13 protein-coding genes and 1 tRNA gene are annotated in these 19896 nt (G+C 37.0%); 10 read left to right on the forward strand and 4 right to left on the reverse strand.

Annotation, left to right across the window (positions count from 1 at the left end):
- Positions 1-644 precede the first annotated feature (644 nt).
- Entirely contained in the window at positions 645-2282 is a 1638-nt protein-coding gene (locus tag IQ247_RS18580) for a DUF3352 domain-containing protein (RefSeq protein ID WP_193922576.1), read from the reverse strand.
- A 553-nt stretch (positions 2283-2835) separates the two neighbouring features.
- Here IQ247_RS18580 and IQ247_RS18585 point away from each other — a divergent pair.
- The 9 genes from IQ247_RS18585 (at position 2836) to IQ247_RS18625 (ending at position 17206) form a co-directional block, all read left to right on the forward strand.
- On the forward strand, positions 2836-5418 hold the full coding sequence (locus tag IQ247_RS18585; RefSeq protein ID WP_193922577.1) for a M1 family metallopeptidase: 2583 nt from the start codon (positions 2836-2838) through the stop codon (positions 5416-5418).
- A 585-nt stretch (positions 5419-6003) separates the two neighbouring features.
- Positions 6004-7221, forward strand: coding sequence for a glycosyltransferase (locus IQ247_RS18590; RefSeq protein ID WP_193922578.1), 1218 nt, complete (start codon positions 6004-6006; stop codon positions 7219-7221).
- Between the two features lie 37 nt (positions 7222-7258).
- Positions 7259-8443: a glycosyltransferase family 4 protein gene (locus tag IQ247_RS18595; protein WP_193922580.1), complete on the forward strand. Its 1185-nt coding sequence runs from the start codon at positions 7259-7261 to the stop codon at positions 8441-8443.
- 145 nt (positions 8444-8588) lie between these two features.
- Positions 8589-10742: a GumC family protein gene (locus tag IQ247_RS18600; protein WP_193922581.1), complete on the forward strand. Its 2154-nt coding sequence runs from the start codon at positions 8589-8591 to the stop codon at positions 10740-10742.
- Between the two features lie 2 nt (positions 10743-10744).
- Complete coding sequence (locus tag IQ247_RS18605) at positions 10745-12133, forward strand: O-antigen ligase family protein (RefSeq protein WP_193922582.1); 1389 nt, start codon at positions 10745-10747, stop codon at positions 12131-12133.
- A 158-nt stretch (positions 12134-12291) separates the two neighbouring features.
- The gene (locus tag IQ247_RS18610) at positions 12292-13485 is read left to right on the forward strand and encodes a glycosyltransferase (protein WP_193922583.1); all 1194 of its coding nucleotides are present in this window, start codon (positions 12292-12294) and stop codon (positions 13483-13485) included.
- Between the two features lie 166 nt (positions 13486-13651).
- Positions 13652-14599 (forward strand): glycosyltransferase family 2 protein, encoded by a 948-nt coding sequence (locus tag IQ247_RS18615; RefSeq protein WP_193922584.1) that lies wholly within the window; start codon positions 13652-13654, stop codon positions 14597-14599.
- A gap of 154 nt (positions 14600-14753) precedes the next feature.
- Positions 14754-15713 (forward strand): glycosyltransferase family 2 protein, encoded by a 960-nt coding sequence (locus tag IQ247_RS18620; RefSeq protein WP_193922585.1) that lies wholly within the window; start codon positions 14754-14756, stop codon positions 15711-15713.
- 107 nt (positions 15714-15820) lie between these two features.
- Entirely contained in the window at positions 15821-17206 is a 1386-nt protein-coding gene (locus IQ247_RS18625) for an oligosaccharide flippase family protein (RefSeq protein ID WP_193922586.1), read from the forward strand.
- A gap of 124 nt (positions 17207-17330) precedes the next feature.
- On the opposite strand, the gene IQ247_RS18630 is transcribed toward IQ247_RS18625, so the two are convergent.
- The 3 genes from IQ247_RS18630 to IQ247_RS18640 form a co-directional block, all read right to left on the reverse strand.
- Positions 17331-18179 (reverse strand): ABC transporter permease, encoded by an 849-nt coding sequence (locus tag IQ247_RS18630; RefSeq protein ID WP_228059856.1) that lies wholly within the window; start codon positions 18177-18179, stop codon positions 17331-17333.
- A gap of 603 nt (positions 18180-18782) precedes the next feature.
- Positions 18783-18968: a hypothetical protein gene (locus IQ247_RS18635; RefSeq protein WP_193922587.1), complete on the reverse strand. Its 186-nt coding sequence runs from the start codon at positions 18966-18968 to the stop codon at positions 18783-18785.
- A gap of 356 nt (positions 18969-19324) precedes the next feature.
- A tRNA-Ser gene (locus IQ247_RS18640) sits at positions 19325-19411 on the reverse strand.
- A 98-nt stretch (positions 19412-19509) separates the two neighbouring features.
- On the opposite strand from IQ247_RS18640, the gene IQ247_RS18645 reads away from it, so the two are divergent.
- Positions 19510-19878, forward strand: a complete 369-nt coding sequence (locus IQ247_RS18645; RefSeq protein ID WP_193922588.1) for a 2Fe-2S iron-sulfur cluster-binding protein — start codon at positions 19510-19512, stop codon at positions 19876-19878.
- Positions 19879-19896 lie beyond the last annotated feature (18 nt).

Raw genomic sequence — 19896 nt, forward strand, 5'->3', positions numbered from 1 at the left:
ATTTTGAAATTAGGAAAAAGTTTCTCTGTAAGAATAATAAGCCCCTTAAGGAATTATAGAGTAGGTTGAAAAGAATATTAATAGGTAATTGGGAATGGGTGATGGGTAATTAAATCTTTAAAAAGTAAAAAGTAAAAAGATAATCCCCATAAATAAATTAAGGGGATTTGATAAGGACGTATTGTTTGAAGGCACTACGTGTCTCGAAACAAATGTTTTTACTTCGTTCCATAAATAAATAATGGTGCTTAAACCATTTTTATTTTTCTTTACTTTTGCCTTGTTCGGTGAAATCCGTGGTGGGGAATTGGGAATATAGCAATCCTATTTGTATGTATCGAAATCACGGTGTTCAGATCCCCGACTTCTTCAAGAAGTCGGGGATCTAAATCCTCACGCTATGAGGTGCCTTGAAGTTGATTTTTATTTTAAGGACAAGGGCTTGAAGCCATAACTAAATTGTTAGATAAAACTAGACAATAATTGAAAAGGATAGAACGAATTTAATTACCCATTACCCATTACCAATTACCCATTACCAATTACCCATTACCGATTACCCATTACCCATTACCCATTACCAATTACCCATTACCCATTACCCATTACCAATTACCAATTACCGATTACCCATTACCAATTCTCTATTCTTTTGGTTTCAATGCTAATAACATTTCCATTTGTGTGAGAGATTTATTAGGACTGGTTGCGGTAACACCGATTCCGCGAATTGAGTTGAGGATTGCGGTGGCTTCTGGTGTGGGTGGGGAAAAACGATTGACTACGGGTAGGGCTTTTTCCATATCTATATATAAGTAACCGCCGTTTTCTTTTGGTAATGTTGCTGTAATACCTTGGAAAGTTTCGCCGCTGTTGAGGGGTTGAAATGATTTATCACTTAATATTTCAGCGATGGGGCCACCGAGGGTTAACAGAGCCGTTTTTTCATCTAACCAACCGTGAGCTAGTAATGCACCTTGTCCGGGGATTTGCCATTCGGTGATTTTTTTACCGTTGATATCTTTTTGGGAAAGTTGAATTGATTGGGCTTTGGCAAGATTATCTAACTTACTCAATGTTGCTTCCGCAGTTTTGCGATCGCCAGTATGAAACAAAAATGCACCCCCGAAACCAACTTGCTTTAATAATCCTTCTTCTAGGGGTATAGCAGCTATACCAAATTCCCCATCCATCCAGCCAAAAATATCTTTATCTAAATCGAGATCGACTGATTGTAATTGTCCCCTTGCTTGTTGAAGCATTACATTAAGTTCAGGAGCGTCTTTTGCTTGTTCGACAAAAGCTGTCCACCATTTATTAATACCTCCTCCACTAATTAAAGCGATGGTATTTTGGGGAAATTGGGACAATACTCTACCATTGGTTTTTTCGTAGTGATATTTTACTAATTGGGAATTTAAATTCGCGTTTGCTTTCATCCGCAGTCCGCTATCATCAACACCAATACCCGCAACCACGGATTTTACCTGTTTTAACTGTTCCAAGGTTTGGGGTGGTAATCGGGTTTGCTGATTATTAGCAATTAAATTCTTTACCATACCTGGATAATCAGGTACGTAAATTTGTGCCAAGGTATTCTCTAAATTGAGATTATTTCCCATAACTTGGAAAGCACCTGATTTACTTAAAAAAGAAGGTTCTCCTTTTGATGTGTCGATTGCTTGCTGTACTGCATTTTGAGAAGCAGAAAACAATACATGGTCATTTAAAATGGTGCTGTATGTAGAATTTGTTGTACTTTTGGTTTCTTGAATTTTCTGACCTTTATAGTCGATTTCGGTGCTTTTAACGTCTTTCTGCTGCTTGAGTTTGTTGGCGAAATTTAAAGCTTGTACTTTGTCTTTGATTCCTACCACCATCAAGATATTAGCTTCTCCTGCTGAGGGACTATCTTGTGCGGGTTGGACTTTTTGTGGGGGTAGTACGGCTATCATTACACCACTAACCCAGGGTTTTAAGTCTTTATCGTAAGAAATACTATTATCGCTTGACAAATTGTCATTAAAACTCTTTAAACCGGATGCGATTATTTTTTGAGCTTCGGGAGTACCAAATTGTTCCAACTTTGACCAAACTGTTGAGTCTGTGGCAATATAAGTTGCCATCATCGCATCATCTGGAACTAATTTGGCACTAGCGGTAGCATCGGCAATACCTCCTGATGGTCCGCTTTTTAAGTATAAATAAGTCGCTATACCACCAACTAAGATGATCGCAGCACCAATTACCGGAATTAAAAACTTAGGCTTTAGTTTAGACATTCTTTGTATGATTTTTTTTCATAAGTTGGCAGTAATGAAATAAAAAGTTAGGCATTCCAGCTTTAATGTTTTGACAAACATATTGCGGTATGTAATATCAGTTATCAATTAAAGGTTGAGAGTCCCCTTCTTTGGTATATGGTGTTTGTTCAGATAGGGAGCAACCAATATGTCATAAAGAATACGCTTCATTGATAACTGATAACTGATAACTGTTCACTGATAACTGTTCACTGATTTACCTATACTTCATATTTCATTATTTAGATTATCGGGATTTACTGATAAAATTAGTAATTCTACACACCATCGATTTCTAAATTTGGCAAAATTTACATCAACAATGGAATTTTGAGTAACAGTGACAAATTATTTTAATCTAGATGAAAAATCTTTCCCAAAGTCTTTATACTCCAGGAAAACCATTTGAGACGTAAAATAAATAATGGGCTGTCAAATCAAGGAATGTTCCACAGGTGAGAACTCACCAGCAATTGTTATTTTTTCTTAACTACATTCAAAATTTTAGCGATTACAAGGTAAATAGATATAGATGTTACAGTCACATTTTGATACGGAAAATCCGCGCCATAAATCTTTTGTATTACCGGGTGCAAAACCGCAGTATAATCCCGATCGTCCCGGACAGGTCAAGCATATTTTTCTCGATCTGAATTTGGATATACCCTCAAAAACTGTACGCGGTACTTGTAAAATAACTTTAGCCCCGATACGAGATGGGGTAGACCGCTTGCGCTTAGATGCTGTTAAATTGAATATTGAGTCGGTTGCTGTTGCCGGAACCCCACAGAAGTTTGATTACGATGGCGAATATTTAGATATTGAATTGGATTCGCCGACTCAAGTCAATCGACGAGTTGAAATTATTATCGGCTATTCGGTAGAAAAACCCCAGCGCGGGATTTATTTTATTCTCCCAGATGCACATTATCCCGATAAACCTACTCAAGTTTGGACTCAGGGAGAAGACGAAGATTCCCGCTTTTGGTTTCCTTGCTTTGATTATCCTGGTCAGTTGTCTACTTCGGAAATTCGGGTAACAGTTCCTAAACCTTTAATGGTAATTTCTAATGGTGAATTAGTCTCCGCTGAGGACGATGGAGAACATAAAGTTTATCATTGGTTACAAAAGCAGGTTCATCCGACTTATTTAATGACTCTGGCTGTCGGTGATTTTGCGGAGATAAGCGATGAGTGGCATGGTAAACCTGTCACTTATTACGTAGAAAAACCACGCTCAGCAGATGCGAAACGCACTATGGGTAAAACTCCGCAAATGATGGAGTTTCTCAGCGAAAAATACGGTTATATTTATGCTTTCCCTAAATATGCTCAAGTCTGCGTTGATGACTTTATTTTTGGGGGGATGGAAAATACCAATACTACACTGTTAACTGATCGATGTTTACTCGATGAAAAAGCAGCTGTTGATAACCGCAATGCTGAAAGTTTAGTTGTTCATGAATTAGCTCACCAATGGTTTGGCGATTTAGTAGTCATTAAACATTGGTCTCATGCTTGGGTTAAGGAGGGGATGGCAAGTTATTCTGAGGTAATGTGGACTGAACATGAATATGGTTCTCAAGAAGCAGATTACTATCGTTTACAGCAAGCACGTCGTTATATTGCTGAAGACACGAGTCGCTATCGTCGTCCGATGGTAACTCATGTCTACCGAGAAGCTATTGAACTTTATGACCGCCATATTTATGAAAAGGGTTCTTGTGTCTATCATATGTTGCGATCGCAGTTGGGAGATGATTTATTTTGGCGAGCGATTGCGACGTTTGTGAACGATAATGCTCATCAAACTGTGGAAACTATAGATTTGTTACGAGCAATTGAAAAAGCCACTGGTCGTAATTTAACGTTTCTTTTTGACCAATATGTTTACCGTGGTGGACATCCGGATTTTAAGGTTGTTTATAGTTGGGATGGGGATGCAAATTTAGCCAAGGTAACGGTTACTCAAACTCAAGTAACTTCTGAAGATAAGAATAATCAAGGTTTATTCGATTTAAAAATTCCCATCGGTTTGGGTTATATCGAACCAGATGATTTGAAAGTTTTTACGGTACGGGTTTCGGAGAAAGAACAAAGTTTTTACTTCCCCTCAGAGAAGAAACCCGATTTTATCAGCTTTGATGTCGGAAATCATTATCTCAAAACTGTAACTTTGGAATATCCCATACCAGAGTTGAAAGCTCAGTTACTCCACGATCAAAATCCCGTTTCCCGCATTTATGCTGCTGCTGCTTTAGCGAAAAAAAATAGTTTGGAAGCGGTGAAAGCTCTATCAGAATCTTTAAAAAATGATGCTTTTTGGGGTGTACGTGTAGAAGTTGTCAAGCAACTAGGGGAAGTTCAGTTAGACCAAGTTTTTGAGGTTTTGATTGAATATTTATCAGATCAAAATCCTTATGTGCGACGAACTGTAGCCCAAACTCTTGGTAAAATCAAAACAAATTGTAGCTATGAGGCTTTGAAGAAACTTTTATCAACTGGGGATGAAAGTTATTATGTTGAAGCCGCAGCCGCAGCTTCTATCGGTTCGATTGCTGCAACCATGGGAGAAGAGAAACCCGATGAAGCCGAAGTATTGCAGCTGTTTGAACATATTTTACAATCAAAAGCCGGTTGGAATGAAGTTGTTAGAAATGGTGCTATTGCCGGTTTATCTGAATTAAAAACTAGTGAGGCTGCTTTAAATTTAATTTTAGATTATACCAAATTAGGTGTACCACAACCTCTACGTTTAGCAGCAATTCGCGCATTAGGAAAAGTTTCTCTTGCTCAAAATACGGTCAATTTAGAACGAATTTTAGAAAGATTAACCAATCTCTCCCAAGAAACTTTCTTTTTAACTCAAGTCGCTGTAGCATCCTCACTCGGACAGATGGAAAATAAAAAAGCTATTGGCATTTTACGTACTTTATCTGAACAAACCCCCGATGGACGGGTACGTCGTTATGCTGAGGAAGAAATTGAACAAGTGGTCAAGAAGACTGCATCTGATGCTGCTGTAAAGGATTTACGTTCCGAACTTGAACAACTCAAAGAGCAAAATCAACAACTTAGAAGTCGTTTGGAAAGTTTGGAAGCGAAATCCAGTTAATCAGTTATCAGTTAACAGTTATCAGTTATCAGCCTCTAGGTTTTCTCGCTGGTTTACAGACTGGAGGCTGGGAACCATTCATGGATATTTATACCTAAAACCCGACTTTTGTAGTGTACGAACCGAAGGGATGGTTTTTATTGAATTTTATATGAAGTTATTGTAAAGGTTGTCACGATGTGGGTAGTTAACACAAATTTGATATTTATATTTATTTAGAAGATATATTCTGATGCATTTTAAGTAAAATTTTCGTAAAGATTGGACTAATTTGGTAATTTGGATACCATTAAGATTACTATTTTAAAAATGTGATAAATTTTCTATGAAGAATAAAAGCTGTTTTACGTAAAATTTATCTCACTATTGATGTTTTTATGTTGGTGGTAAAGGATTGTTTAAATTTTGTTCAAGATTTAATTTTGACTATTGACTTAATTAAATCGTTAAAAATACTGCTATTGGAGGAGTAATTTTTTTTGAACAGTGTAATATTTTAGACGGCAAGAGACTACTCTTGTCGATGCTATCACTCAAAAATTGCGCGTCTAATTCTAATACTATTATTGTGCGGGATGGTTAGCAATGCGTAAGCCAGTTTTAACAATTTTTTACCAATATAATCCTTGGAATACTACGATTGGAGGAATACAAACATTAATCAATATTTTTATCAAGTATGCTCCGAAGGAATTTGAGGTCAGACTTGTTGGAACGGCAAATCATAAAAATGAGACTTTAGATAGATGGCAAACCAGAGAATTTCTAGGAAGAGAAATTAAGTTCCTGCCTTTATTTGTGGTTGAAGACGATAACGTTAGGGGTATGGTACCGACAACGGTTAAATATACCGCTGCGATGATGGGACATTGCTATGCTTCTGATTTTATGCATTTTTATCGACTGGAGCCGACAATAGCGACTTTGAAATGGAAAGGGGAAAAGACGCTGTTTATCCAAAACGATATCAAAAAGCAGATGACATCTGTAGATGATAAAAATGCAATTTTGTGGCGCAGATTCCCATCCGCTTATTTTGCTTTAGAACGTTTATTAGTAGGACAATTTGACTACATTTACTCGTGCAATAGTGACTCTATCTCACTTTATCAACAGCGTTATCCCGATATCTCAGATAGGGTAAGCTTGTTGAACAATACTTTTGACGAACAAGTTTTTTATCCAGTTTCTGATCAAGAGCGCGATCGCCAAAGAGGGGAATTAGCAAACAAATTGAATCTTGACGAAAATACCCGTTTTGTGCTGTTCGCGGGTAGATTGCATCCACAAAAAGACCCTTTATTATTAATACGTTCAATCAAAGCATTAGACGAGCCGAATATTCACTTGTTGATTGCGGGTGAGGGAGAATTAGCAACTACAGTAAGAAATGAAATTAATACCTTGGGATTAGAGCAACGAGTCACAATGTTAGGAATAGTTCGACAACAAGAATTATCTGATTTACATCGGGCTAGCAATGCTGTAGTCTTAACCAGTGCATTTGAAGGATTACCGTTTGTGGTTTTAGAAGCCCTTGCTTGCGGAACTCCAATCGTGACAACAGAAGCTGGTGACACTCCGAGGTTACTATCTCACAAAAGTGGGGTTGTTTGTCAAACGCGAACACCCCAATGTATCGCTTCGGCTTTACGTCAAGTTGCGATGCATCCAGAAAATTATCCAGTTGCAGAATGTGTAAAAAGCGCTCAGCCTTATGCTGCTAGCACTGTAGTCAATCAAGTTTACAGTCAAATGTGGCAACGTTGGGAACAAAGCTTAAAACAATCTGTTAGCGTTTAACGGTTATAACCATCTTGAGAGCAAAAACGAGCGAAAGATGAAAATTGCAGTAATTGGTGCAAAAGGTCTACCTCCCAGACAGGGTGGAATTGAGCATTATTGTGCGGAAGTTTATCCCCGCATGGTAGCTCAAGGTCATCATGTAGATTTATTTGCTCGTTCTTCTTATACCGATAGTTCTTGGTTGGAGAACTACTATTTTGAAGGTGTAAAAGTGATTTCTTTACCAGATATACGGATGAGAGGTGTAGATGCTTTTATTACATCTGCACTGGGAGCATTAGCTACCACTGGTAATAGATACGACATTATTCATTTTCAGGCTCTCGGTCCATCTTTATTTACAGGATTATCGAGGATTGCCACAAAATCCAAGATTGTTGTTACCTGTCATGGATTAGACTGGCAGCGAGCGAAATGGGGGAATTTTTCGACTCGTTTGATTCAAATGGGTGAACAGACAGCAGTACGTTGCGCTCACGGAATGATTGCAGTTTCTGATGCGCTCAAGACCTATTTTTTACAAACTTACGGTAGAGAAGTCGTATATATTCCTACTGCTCCAGCTAGTTATGTAAATTCCGATCCAGATTTTGGCTACGGAACTAAATTAGGACTTGAGCAGGGACGATATATTTTATTTTTGGGTAGATTAGTACCAGAAAAACGTCCCGACTTACTTGTAGAAGCCTTTACTAATTTACAATTATCAAACTGGAAGCTAGTTTTAGCTGGGGGTGTTAGTAATACAAAAAATTTTACTGCCAAATTATTAGAGCAAATTGCTGGCGATCGCAACATTGTATTTGCTGGGGAACTACGAGGAGCGCGGTTAGCAGAAATAGTCCGGGGGGCTGGATTATTTGTCTTACCTTCAGATGTGGAAGGATTACCAATGGCAATGTTAGAAGCAATGCGTGAAGGAATTCCGATATTAGCAAGTGATATACCACCCCATCAGCAATTGATTGGTGGAAGTAGAGGTCGGTTATTTGCAGCCGGTTGCTTGGAATCTTGTATTCAAGAACTATCCTGGGCTACCCACAACTCAAACCATATGGCAGTAATGGCTTACAATGCACAAAATTATGTAAATGTAAACTATAGCTGGGAATATATTACGAATGAAACTTTGAAATTATACGAAAATCTGCTGGGTTTTCCTTCAGAAATGAATCCGAAAAAATCAGAAAACAGTAAACAGTTAACAGTGAGGAGTTAGGAGTGTTAGCGTAGCGTGTCCGTTAGGACATGGAGTTAGGAGTTAAGAGTTAGTGGATAGTGGTTAGTGGATAGTAGTTAAGATTCAAGAAGCAACCATCAACTGTCAACTGTCAATTGTCAACTGTCAACTATCAACTATCAACATGGAGAAAGGTATTTCATCCTTACTAATGGTGTTAAAGCGACGAAGCTTACCTGCGCTGGCAACTTTTGCAGCGGTGATTGGTGGGGCTGTGGCTTATCTTAGTGTTACTCCGCGAGTTTATCAAACATCTGCGCGGTTGATGCTAATAGGAAAACAGGTGAGTGTTTCTGAATTGGGTCGAGATTTAACTCAGGTTGGAAATGCGACTCCGGGTGGCCCGAGTCCGTTGGCAGACCAAGCTGAGTTGGTAAAATCGCAACGGGTGTTGAATAAAGCAATTGAGATATATAATTCTCAATCCCAAGGTAGGAATCAGCAGAGTATTGGAGAAGACAAAATAGATACGGCATATTTACGTAAAAATTTGAGCGTAAAAATCGTTCCAGCAACTAATATTTTACAACTGAGCTATGAAAATCAAGACCCAGTATTAGCGGCTCAATTGCTCAATGCTTTATCAGCAGCGATGGTTGAGTATGATATTAAAGCTATTAGTTCCGAAGCGACAAAAGTTCAGGAATTTTTAGAAAATAAACAACTGCCGATTGCAACAACGAAATTGCAACAAGCTGAAGCCGCAGAAAATCAGTACAGACAAGCTAGCGGTATTGTTGCATTTGACGAACAAACCGAAGCTTTGGTGGAGAATTTAGCATCATTAGAAGAGCAAGAACGAACTTTGAGTGCTTTACTCCAAGAAGTGCGATCGCAAGAAAGTTCTTTACGACAAATTACGAATGCGGGTAATTTGAGCAGTGCTTATTCTGCGGTACGCAGCGGCTCGGATGAAGAATTAGTCAAAATGCGAGCAGCTTTAGCAGAGTTGGAGCGTCAATTGGTAGAAGTGCGGTTACGGTTTACTCAAAATCATCCCCAAGTAATCGAGTTAGAGGAAAAACGCAATGCTTTTCGTCAGATGTACCAACAGCAATTAGCTCAAGTATCATCGACAAATCAAGCAGTTGCTTCCAACAAGATAGCGAACGATCAACTTTCTCAACAGTTAACTTCTCAGTTAATAACCAAAGAAGTTGAACGTTTAGCAATTGAAAACAAATTAGCAACCGTACAAGCACAAACATCGAATTTACAAGCTCGTTTAGCTCAATTACCAATTAAACAGCAGCCTTTAACAACACTTGTCCGTCAACGGGAAGAAGCAGCGGCAAGTTTAAAGTTTTTGCAAAGCAAGTTAGAAGAAGCAAGAATTGCTCAAGCTCAAAAGGTAAGTAATGTCCGAGTTATCGAATCAGCTACAGTGCCAAATTCGCCAGCATCACCGAAAAAGTCGGTAGTTTTGGCTTTAGCTACGGTTTTTGGCGGTATTTTAGCTACTGGTGTGATTTTACTCTTAGAATTGATGGATAACACATTAAGAGACCCAAGAGAAGCCGAAGAACTACTTAAATTACCATTACTAGGAGTATTACCACGTTTACCTGCGAAAACTTTGGTATTAGAACCTTCAGATAGATTTTTAGACCAAATTGGTTTGGTGGAACCTTACCGAATGTTATTCAAAACCTTGGAGTTTCGCAATGATGCTGTATTGCACCTGATTGTGGTTAGCAGCACCATTTCCGGAGAAGGTAAATCGGTGGTAGTTTCTCACTTAGCCGCAGTTTCGGCAATGTTGTCTCGAAAAACACTGATAATCGATGCAGATTTACGCAGACCAGTGCAACATACTCTGTTTAATTTACCACCCAAACCAGGGATTACTGAAATAATTGAGGGTAAGAGGAGCTTTGTTGATGCAATACAAAAGACTGATGTAGATAATTTAGATATTTTAACTTGTGGCGAACTCCACGGAAGACCTTCGCAGTTATTAGAGTCGGTAGAAATGAAATCGATTCTAGAATCAGCGAAGAAAGAGTACGATTTAGTGATTGTAGATACTCCGCCTTTAAGTGCTTGTGCGGATGCGTCAACTTTGGGTAAACAGAGTGATGGAGTCGTTTTGGTGACACGTCCCAGCTTTACCAACAAAGAAATTTTGCAAAGAGCAGTATCGGAATTGACGAGTAATCAGATATCGATTTTAGGAGTAGTAGTTAATGGAATGTCGAGTTTAACAGAAGAATATTATCGTTATCCCGTCAAAAGTTATCAACCGACAAGATATTTAACTCCGGGGGGAAGAAGATAAAGATGTTAACTAATAAACAGTTCAACAATTCTTCTTACCTGTCATTTTTGGTAGGATTGGCAGGAGTTGGAATTGGTGCAGCTGTAGGATTTGGGGCTGGTGCGATACCTGTAGTGGTAGGGTTGCTTTTGGGTGTAGTAGCGGTACTGATATTCTTTTTTGCTCGATTTGAACAAGCGGTATTAACTTTATTAGTATTACGTAGTTCATTAGATCCTTTTTCGGCACAGCAAGTACCTGCTGCTTTTGCAATTGGTTTGGATGGGTTAACGATACTTTATGTAATAGTTAAAATTTTAATCAGACAAAAAGTTCATACAGATAAATTTTTCTGGGTTTTTGCGGGATGGGTAGGGTTTTTAGGAATATGGGTAATTTTACCAATAGTTGGTTGGGGATTATTAGGAAAAACCTATTTAATAGATGGAATTAGAGAATGGACGCGAATATTTTCTTGGTTAATGATATATTTGCTGGTGATGCAATTAAAAGGAAAGATTCATCCGCAAAAAGTTATCCCCGTCTTATTTTTTAGTCTTTTAGTACCGTTAACAGTAGGATTTTTACAACTTGTAATACCTTCACGTCTTCCTGATGTTATCAGTTGTCGAAATTGTCTAAATTCAACTATTGGACATCCCAGTACATTTGGTACTTTCTTATTTTTATTTATTAGTTTAACGTTATGGAAACTCGGCCACGCAAAGGAAAATCGTTGGTTTTGGTTGATATTATTAGGAACTTTGGCATTCTTTATGGTGATGACAAAATCTCTCACCAGTTTAATTATGATGTCAGTTTTTATAATTGCCTTGATTGCGCCTAAATTAAATTTCTTAAGACTAGTTGGGGGGATTTTATTCATTGTATTAACATTTTATTTATTTGCAAGTACCGAATTTGGTTATGAAAAGCTCAATGCACTTTTAGAAACACCATTATTTAATCAAGATTTAGATATATCTCGAACAATATTATTATCATTTGGAGATGGAAACAGTGCAAATTGGCGAATTGCCCAATGGTCATTTTTAATAGATGCTTGGAAACAATCACCGCTATTAGGATATGGTTTGGGTACCAGTCAATATATAACTTATTTTCAGAATTACGCTCATAATGATTATCTGCGATTTCTTGCAGAAACGGGAATTATCGGATTTACAAGTTTTATTGTATTTCTGGGAATACAAATAGTTTTTTTAGGAAAATATTTGCGGGATTCACTACTCGGAAGTCCCCGTAGAAGACTTTGTGTAACAATGATAGCAATTTTTGCGGCAATACTTTTAGGAATGGCTACTGATAATGTTTGGAATCATACAACTTTATTTTTTTATTGGTGGCTGTTATTTGCAATTGTGGGATGGGAGGAAATAGTTGACAGTTGACAGTTGACAGTTATCATTTATCAGTTAATAGTTCGTTGAGTGATTGGTAATGGTAGCGTTCCCTTTAACCTCTAAGCTTATTTAATAATGGTTCAAGTACAAGAATCTTTTTTTTTAAGACTAAAATCTAAAATCTAAAATCTAAAATCTAAAATAGAATGACTCAGAAATTAATTAAATCTATCAATAGTCCGCAGGGAGAGTTAATCAATAAAAAACATCCTTATAAAATTACTATTATTCATCCGAGTGCGGGTGTGAATTGGAGTGGTGGTTCGGAAATTTTTGCCATCGAAATAACTCGTCGTCTGAGTAATTACTTTGAAGTAGAACTTTTGAGTGGTGCTGATTGCGGTGAATTCTCTCGTTTGTCTGGGGGTATTCCTCGCGCTTATACTTATGATTTTATCAACCAACCATTAATTAAAAATTTAGTCCATCGCTTTGCAAATCATCCCGAAATTATTATTGAGCATTTAACTAATTTCTTCCCTTGTGTCACTCGCTGCTTATTTAATTCTCCCGATTTAATATTTCCTTGTAATGACTATGGGGGTTTAGCAATTGCTGCTGCTGTACGTGCTATTAAAGGTACTCCTATACTTTATGTTGAACATAATAGTTTATTAGCAGAGGGAAAATGTTTGAAGAGAAATTTATTTTTTTCTCCTGATAATTTAGTGGTTTACGATGAAAAAACTGCTGGATTTGTTCGCAATATTAAACCAACACAAACAGTAAAGATTATTCCTAATGGAGTTGATTTAAAACAATTTACTCCTCAAGGAAACAAGATAGATTTTGGTTTAAATAAACCAGTTATATTGTGTGTAGCTTCTTTAAATCGTAACAATCATAAAAGAGTCGATTTAGCTATTAATGCAGTTTCTCGTTTATCTGAAGCTAGTTTATTGCTATGTGGAGACGGACCAGATAAAAATTATTTTCAAGCACGAGGTGATAAATTACTTGGTTCAAATCGTTTTAAAATATGTACTTTTCCTTTTCAAAAAATGCCAGAAGTTTATCGTAGTGCGGATATATTTACACTTCCTTCTCTCAATGAACCCTTTGGTTTCGCTTATATTGAAGCAATGTCAAGTGGTTTACCAGTAGTTGCAACAGATGACGAAATGCGTCGTTATATTGTTGGTGATAGCGGTATTTTATGCGATGTGACAAACCCAGAGATATACGCTGATGCATTATCTCAAGTGTTAAAAATTTTCAAAGAAAATTGGCAGGAAAAAGCGATAAATAATGCTTTAAGATTTAGTTGGGATGCGATTGCTTTAAAGTATCGCGATGTGATTTTAGAATTAATTAAAAATAGGTTAAAGGTTAAAGGTTAAAGGTTAAAGGTCAAAGATCAAAGGTGGATGGATAGAATAGATGGTATTACTTAAAGTAGTTAGTTAATTATGCTCCATAAAATTATACTTAAATACGGTAGTAAAATTATCTAAAAGTACATAATATTTTTTAACACAATTTATGTAAAAAAAAGGTTTTATTCAAATGCCATGTTGTTCTATAATTATTCCCGCTTATAATGCAATGAATTATCTGCCACAAACTCTAGAAAGTGTTTTGAAGCAGACTTTTACAGATTTTGAAGTTTTGATTATTAATGATGGAAGTTCCGACAATATTGTGGAATGGTTTTACAATATCGTAGACTCGCGAGTTAAATTAATTTCTCAAGAAAATCAAGGTGTTTCAGCAGCAAGAAATATAGGTATTAAAAATTCAAAAGCAGATTATATTGCATTTATTGATGCTGATGATTTGTGGGAACCTACTAAATTAGAAAAGCAATTACAATGTTTTAAAGATAATCCGTCAGTGGGTTTGGTTCATAGTGCAATGACGATGATTGATCAGGAAGGCAAATCTCTGGGAAGAACCTTTATATCGAATGTCGAAGGTGATGCTCTTAAACCATTATTAGAACAAAATACAATAGTAACTTCTTCTGTAATAGTTCGTCGTAGCTGTTTAGATGTAGGAAACTTTGATAATAACTTACGTTCTTCTGAAGATTGGGAACTTTGGGTACGTATCGCTTTACGTTATCCTATCATGCTAATCAAAGAACCTTTAGTTTTTTATCGTCAACATCCCAATAATACAACTAAAAATTGGCAAATGCTCGAACAAGATTTACGTTCAATAGAGCAAGTATTTCAATCAGTTCCTCAAGAATTATCTTATTTAAAAAACCGTACCTATGGTTATGCAAATATTTACTTGGCTTGGAAAGCTCTGCAAACAGGTTATTCTAAACAAGCAGCTTATTTTCGCAACCAAGCAATTAAACATTATTCTCCAATTCTTTTTTTTCCCAAAATGATTCGTTTAAACTTTGCGATCGCGCTTTCGCAAATCTTGGGAAACAACGGTTTCAACCGCATCCAATCCTCTATTTACACAATACGTCGTCGTTTCTCCACTGTGAAAATGTGACAGTTGACAGTTGACAGTTGACAAGGGGATGGGGAGAAATTTAATAATTCAAAACAACCATCAACCATCAACTAACTACTATCCACCATCAACTATCAACTAACTCTTCATCCCGGCAATCTAAAATCCAAAATCTAAAATCCAAAATTGAATTATGTCAAAAGTATCTATAATTATTCCAGCTTACAATGCGATGACTTATCTGCCGGAAACTCTGGAGAGTGCTTTTAAACAGACTTTTAGGGACTTTGAAATATTGATTATAAATGATGGAAGTTCGGATAATGTTGTGGAATGGGTTTCACAAATCACAGACGAGCGAGTTAAGTTGATTTCTCAAGAAAATCAGGGTGTATCCGCAGCACGAAATACGGGAATTAACAACGCTCAGGGGGAATATATTGCTTTTCTTGATGCTGATGATTTGTGGGAAGCGACAAAATTGGAAAAACAAGTAAACTGTCTTGATGCTAATCCCACCATAGGTTTAACTTACACTTGGACGACTTTTATAGACCAATTTAGTCAACCTACAGGGGTATCAATAGTTTCTCACGCTGAGGGAAATGTATGGAAAGAAATTGTGGTTCGAGATATGATATCTACTGGTAGTTCGACAATGATTCGTGCTGAATGCTTCAAGAAAGTAGGCTTATTCGATGCAGATTTATCCGTTGGTGAAGATAGAGATATGTGGACTCGTATTGCATTAATCTATCCTTTTGCAGTAATCAAAGAACCATTGACTCTCTATCGAAGACATTCTCAGAATACAACTAAAAGCAATCAAAAAATAATTCCTCAACTATCGAGAGTCATAGAAAAGACTTTTCAAAATATTCCAGAAAACTTACTTTATTTAAAAAATCGCAGCTATGGATGGATGAATATTTTTGCAGCTTGGTCTGCTATTGAGCAAGAAAAAGATTATAAACAAGCAAAATATTACTGTCAACAAGCTGTAAAACATTACCCCCAAATACGTTTTACATCAATGTATTTACGTTTAACCATCGCGATCGCAATGTTAGCTTTATTCGGTTATCAAACCTACGATAAAATTCGAGGATTGAAAAAGAGTCTAGTTAAGAATAAGGTTGGTACTGTTTCATGATATCTCCTGAAACAAATTAGAAATTAAAAGCCATTAATTCTACAACCTTAGACCTTCGACCTTTGACCTTTGACCTTTGACCTTAAACCTTTTTATATATTATCAATATGGGATTACGTAATCAAGCCGTAAAAGGCGGATTTATCATGGTTATTCGTCAAGGTTTGGGTATTTTACTCAGCTTGGCAAGCGTGATATTTATTACCAGAGTAATCGGTCCGGAACAATACGGTTTTTTTGGTGCTGCTTCGGGAATTGCAGTGTTTCTTTACCGTTTAGGACCTTGGGGTTTGGATGTTTATCTAGTACGTAAAACAGAGAATCCAGAACAACAAGAATACAATCAGGCTTTCACTATTTTACTTGGTGTGAGCTTATTTCTGACTTTAAGTATGGCTTTAGGGCGAGATATTATTGCTGATTTTCTCCGAATTAAGCAAGTTTCATCACTTTCATTAGCTTTAGCTTTTACAATTCCCCCCACTCTTTTAAAAGTACCTTCCACAGTGAAATTGGAACGGGATCTTAATTTTAAACGTGTTGCTTTCAACGAGTTAATTAGTCAAATTAGCTACTACATAATTGCCATACCGATGGCTTTTCAAGGGTTTGGTGCTTGGTCTCCCGTTGTCGGTTTGTTAGTTCAACAATATGTCTTATTTATACTCACTCAATTAGGTGCAAATCTCAAATTAGGTTTGTGCTGGAACCCCAAATTAGTTAAACAAATGGTGAGTTACGGCTTTACCTATTCCGCTTCTAATTGGGCTTGGGAATTACGAACTTTAGTAAATCCGGTAATAGTTGGACGCTTTGCTGGTCCAGAATCTGTTGCTTTTGTTGCTTTAGCTATACGCTTGGTAGAAATGCTTTCCTTTGTCAGATTTATTACATGGCGTTTAGCAATGGCAGCTTTAGCGAAATTTAAAGATAATAAAGCTCGTTTGCTTCATAGTGTTGAAGAAGGAATGCATTTATTAGCTTTGACAGTGGGTTTACCAATGGCAGGTTTTTCTTTAGTAGGGCCAATAGTCTTGAGTATTGTTTTTGGTAAAGATTGGAACCCAGTATTAGAAGTTTATCCATTTATTGCTGTTAGCTATATCGCTTATTCAATCTTTAATCTACATACTTCGGTTCTCTATTTACTAGGTAAAAATATGTCAGTTACTTGGTTTAATTTAATTCATGTGGTAATATTTGGAGTCACTGCATTATTACTAGTACCGCCCATGGGAATCATCGGATATGGATGGGCTGAAGTATGTACTTTATTCAGTTATATTGTTCTACATTTATACGTTTCTAAAGAAGTTGGGGAACCAAATTATATTACTGCTTTTATGTGGTTTTCTCTATCGGTTTCTGTCTTGCTTATCGGTACTTTTGCAAGTCCATTACGTTACTTTTCAGCATTCTTATTATTCCTTCCTTTAATATCAACAAAAGAAAGAAATAATTTATGGGGATATTATCAGATATTAAGGTCGTAAATTGGTAATTGGTAATTGGTAATGGGTAATTGGTAATGGGTAATGGGTAATGGGTAATTGGTAATTGGTAATGGGTAATTGGTAACTGATAACTGATAACTGGTAACTGATAACTGATAACTGTTTAATGTAGATGCTGAGAATTTGCTGAAGCCCGAATTGATTCGGCAACGAAAGCGACAATTGCTGATACAACGATTAAAATTACACTCAAAGCATTAATATCTGGTTTTACACCCGTTCTAATACGACTAAAAATTTCCATTGGTAAAGTATTAGAACCACTACCCGCAGTGAAACTAGCAATTAAAAAATCATCTAAACTCAAAACAAACGCTAATAAACAACCAGCAATAATTCCTGGCATTAATTGAGGTAATAATACTTGAATAAAAGCTTGTACAGGTGTCGCTCCTAAATCTAATGCAGCTTCTTCTAAATAAGGATTTAAATTAGTTAATCGTGAGGAAACAACAAGACCAATATATGCTAGACAAAATACCACATGAGCTGCAACAATAGTCCACACATTCAAGCGAATTGCAAACGCTGCTAGGAAAACTAAAGTCGCAACCGCGATCGCAATATCGGGAATAATCAGCGGTAAATAGGAAATCCCTCGATATAAACTTTTCCCCCGAAAGCGGTAACGCGCTAATCCCACAGCCATCAAAGTCCCCAGTACCGCAGAAATCCCAACAGCACTAAAAGCAACTATCAAGCTATTTTGTAGAGCTGATAAAATACGTTCATCACTAAATAGTTTTTCATACCATTCCCAAGTAAACCCTTCCCAAGCTCCACTGTATGGCGATCGATTGAAACTATAAAAGGCGAGTACTGCGATCGGTAAATACATCAGAACATACATTAACAGTGAGAAAACTCCCTGCCATCCTATACGCAGCTTTTTCTTCGGTGGAGATATATTCACGCCAGTTTTGATTAATTGCTTGTTTGTCAGCACTTTCATAGCATTATTTCTATGAAAAGTCAACAATTAGTTGTTAATATACATATATAGCAATCCTAAATGACTTGTGAGAAATTTATGTATAATCTGGCGGTTAAAACCGCTACTACACCTTCCTAAGTCCACCTGCGTGGACTCTATAAAACAACCCGCTTAGGCGGGTTTTGCCTGTGTAGCCAAGGCAGCGCGCAGAAGGGGGGGTCTCCCCCATGAGCGACTGCCGTGCGACTTATAGTCGCCAGGAGTGATTTAAATGTAACCTCTATTCCTAACTTTTAATCTACGTATTTTCTCACATCTCAATTCGGATTGCTATATTGATATATAAAGTATTATTTTCGCTGAAATCTTGTGCTTTTTGAGTAGTGAAAAAATTGTTATTTTCTAGTTCCCAACCTGAGTTTGGGAACTAGATTTTGCCGAATTTGATTCCTGAATATCGCAATATTCGGAAAACCAAAAATGACGTTAATACAAAATAGCAAAAAATATATAATCAACTATAGTCAACGCACAAATCAAAAAAATCGGCGTTTGCAATAGCAACACTTGCCATAAGTTCGATTAAATCTAAAATAACGACAAGCGCCATTTTAAACAAATTTAACAAGACTGTTCGTGAGTAGAGCTTTCCTTTTGTTGCTTATATTTTTGCACCTGTAGTAACAATAAATCGACTTCAGCTTGTAAATTAATCAACTTGGCTTGCTGATCAACCTGATAGCAAATATTAGCCGGACTTGACTTGGAATCCTGGGAATTGCGTTCTGAAATACTAGATACAGACATACTAATAATTAACTCCAAAACTCTACTCACACCATTAAAAATCTTATAATAGTGTACTTTAAACAATCATTAAATCTTTGTATAACTTGTATTAGCTATTGCAATATAAACGGTTTTTTTTGCTTGCTAATACTGATGAAAAGGACATTGGGGGCAGGAATTTTGTTCCGAAGAAAAAATGTAATTATGGATTAGGGGGTAGGGAGTAGGGAGTAGAGCCAAGACTTTGTAGAGACGCAAGCGGCTTCTTAAAGAGAATAAACTTATGTGACTGTATAAAATTACGAAATCTCAAAAAGCCCACCGTGCTAGGGTGTTAGAGTAAAGGATATCTTTAATAAAGATACGCCATAAAACGGAGAGGGAGGGATTCGAACCCTCGTTACCCTTTCGGGTAAACAGCATTTCCAGTGCTGCGCCTTCAACCACTCGGCCACCTCTCCAGATGCCACAAGAAAACATTCTACATTGAAATCAAATAAACTGCAAATATTGAGAGAATAATTCTATAATTTGTCATTGCAAAGCTCAAATCCTAAAAATGTCTTTTACATATAAAGTCACAGTTCGCGATCGCGCTAAAGGTATTACCCACACTTTGTCCGTTCCTGATAACCGTTACATTCTGCAAAGTTTTGAAAGTCTCGGTGTAGAATTACCGTTTTCTTGTCGTAATGGTGCTTGTACTACTTGCGCTGTCAGGATTATTTCCGGAAGAATTTCTCAGCCGGAAGCTGTAGGATTATCCCCTAATTTGCAAAGAAAAGGCTATGCGCTATTGTGCGTTAGTTATGCTTGTTCCGACTTGGAGGTAGAAACCCAAGACGAAGACGAAGTTTACGAACTTCAATTCGGACGTTATTTTGCCAAAGGTAGAGTTCGTGCTGGTTTACCCCTCGATGAAGATTGAGGGGATGGGGGGATGGGG

This window comes from Plectonema cf. radiosum LEGE 06105 (assembly GCF_015207665.1).
Taxonomy (GTDB): domain Bacteria; phylum Cyanobacteriota; class Cyanobacteriia; order Cyanobacteriales; family Nostocaceae; genus Rivularia; species Rivularia radiosa_A.

Coding starts and splice junctions, on each gene's coding strand:
- IQ247_RS18630 (WP_228059856.1), bottom strand. CDS start 18,179: ATGAAAGTGCTGACAAACAAGCAATTAATCAAAACTGGCGTGAATATA.
- IQ247_RS18610 (WP_193922583.1), top strand. CDS start 12,292: ATGACTCAGAAATTAATTAAATCTATCAATAGTCCGCAGGGAGAGTTA.
- IQ247_RS18590 (WP_193922578.1), top strand. CDS start 6,004: ATGCGTAAGCCAGTTTTAACAATTTTTTACCAATATAATCCTTGGAAT.
- IQ247_RS18580 (WP_193922576.1), bottom strand. CDS start 2,282: ATGTCTAAACTAAAGCCTAAGTTTTTAATTCCGGTAATTGGTGCTGCG.
- IQ247_RS18585 (WP_193922577.1), top strand. CDS start 2,836: ATGTTACAGTCACATTTTGATACGGAAAATCCGCGCCATAAATCTTTT.
- IQ247_RS18620 (WP_193922585.1), top strand. CDS start 14,754: ATGTCAAAAGTATCTATAATTATTCCAGCTTACAATGCGATGACTTAT.
- IQ247_RS18605 (WP_193922582.1), top strand. CDS start 10,745: ATGTTAACTAATAAACAGTTCAACAATTCTTCTTACCTGTCATTTTTG.
- IQ247_RS18595 (WP_193922580.1), top strand. CDS start 7,259: ATGAAAATTGCAGTAATTGGTGCAAAAGGTCTACCTCCCAGACAGGGT.
- IQ247_RS18615 (WP_193922584.1), top strand. CDS start 13,652: ATGCCATGTTGTTCTATAATTATTCCCGCTTATAATGCAATGAATTAT.
- IQ247_RS18645 (WP_193922588.1), top strand. CDS start 19,510: ATGTCTTTTACATATAAAGTCACAGTTCGCGATCGCGCTAAAGGTATT.
- IQ247_RS18635 (WP_193922587.1), bottom strand. CDS start 18,968: ATGTCTGTATCTAGTATTTCAGAACGCAATTCCCAGGATTCCAAGTCA.
- IQ247_RS18600 (WP_193922581.1), top strand. CDS start 8,589: ATGGAGAAAGGTATTTCATCCTTACTAATGGTGTTAAAGCGACGAAGC.
- IQ247_RS18625 (WP_193922586.1), top strand. CDS start 15,821: ATGGGATTACGTAATCAAGCCGTAAAAGGCGGATTTATCATGGTTATT.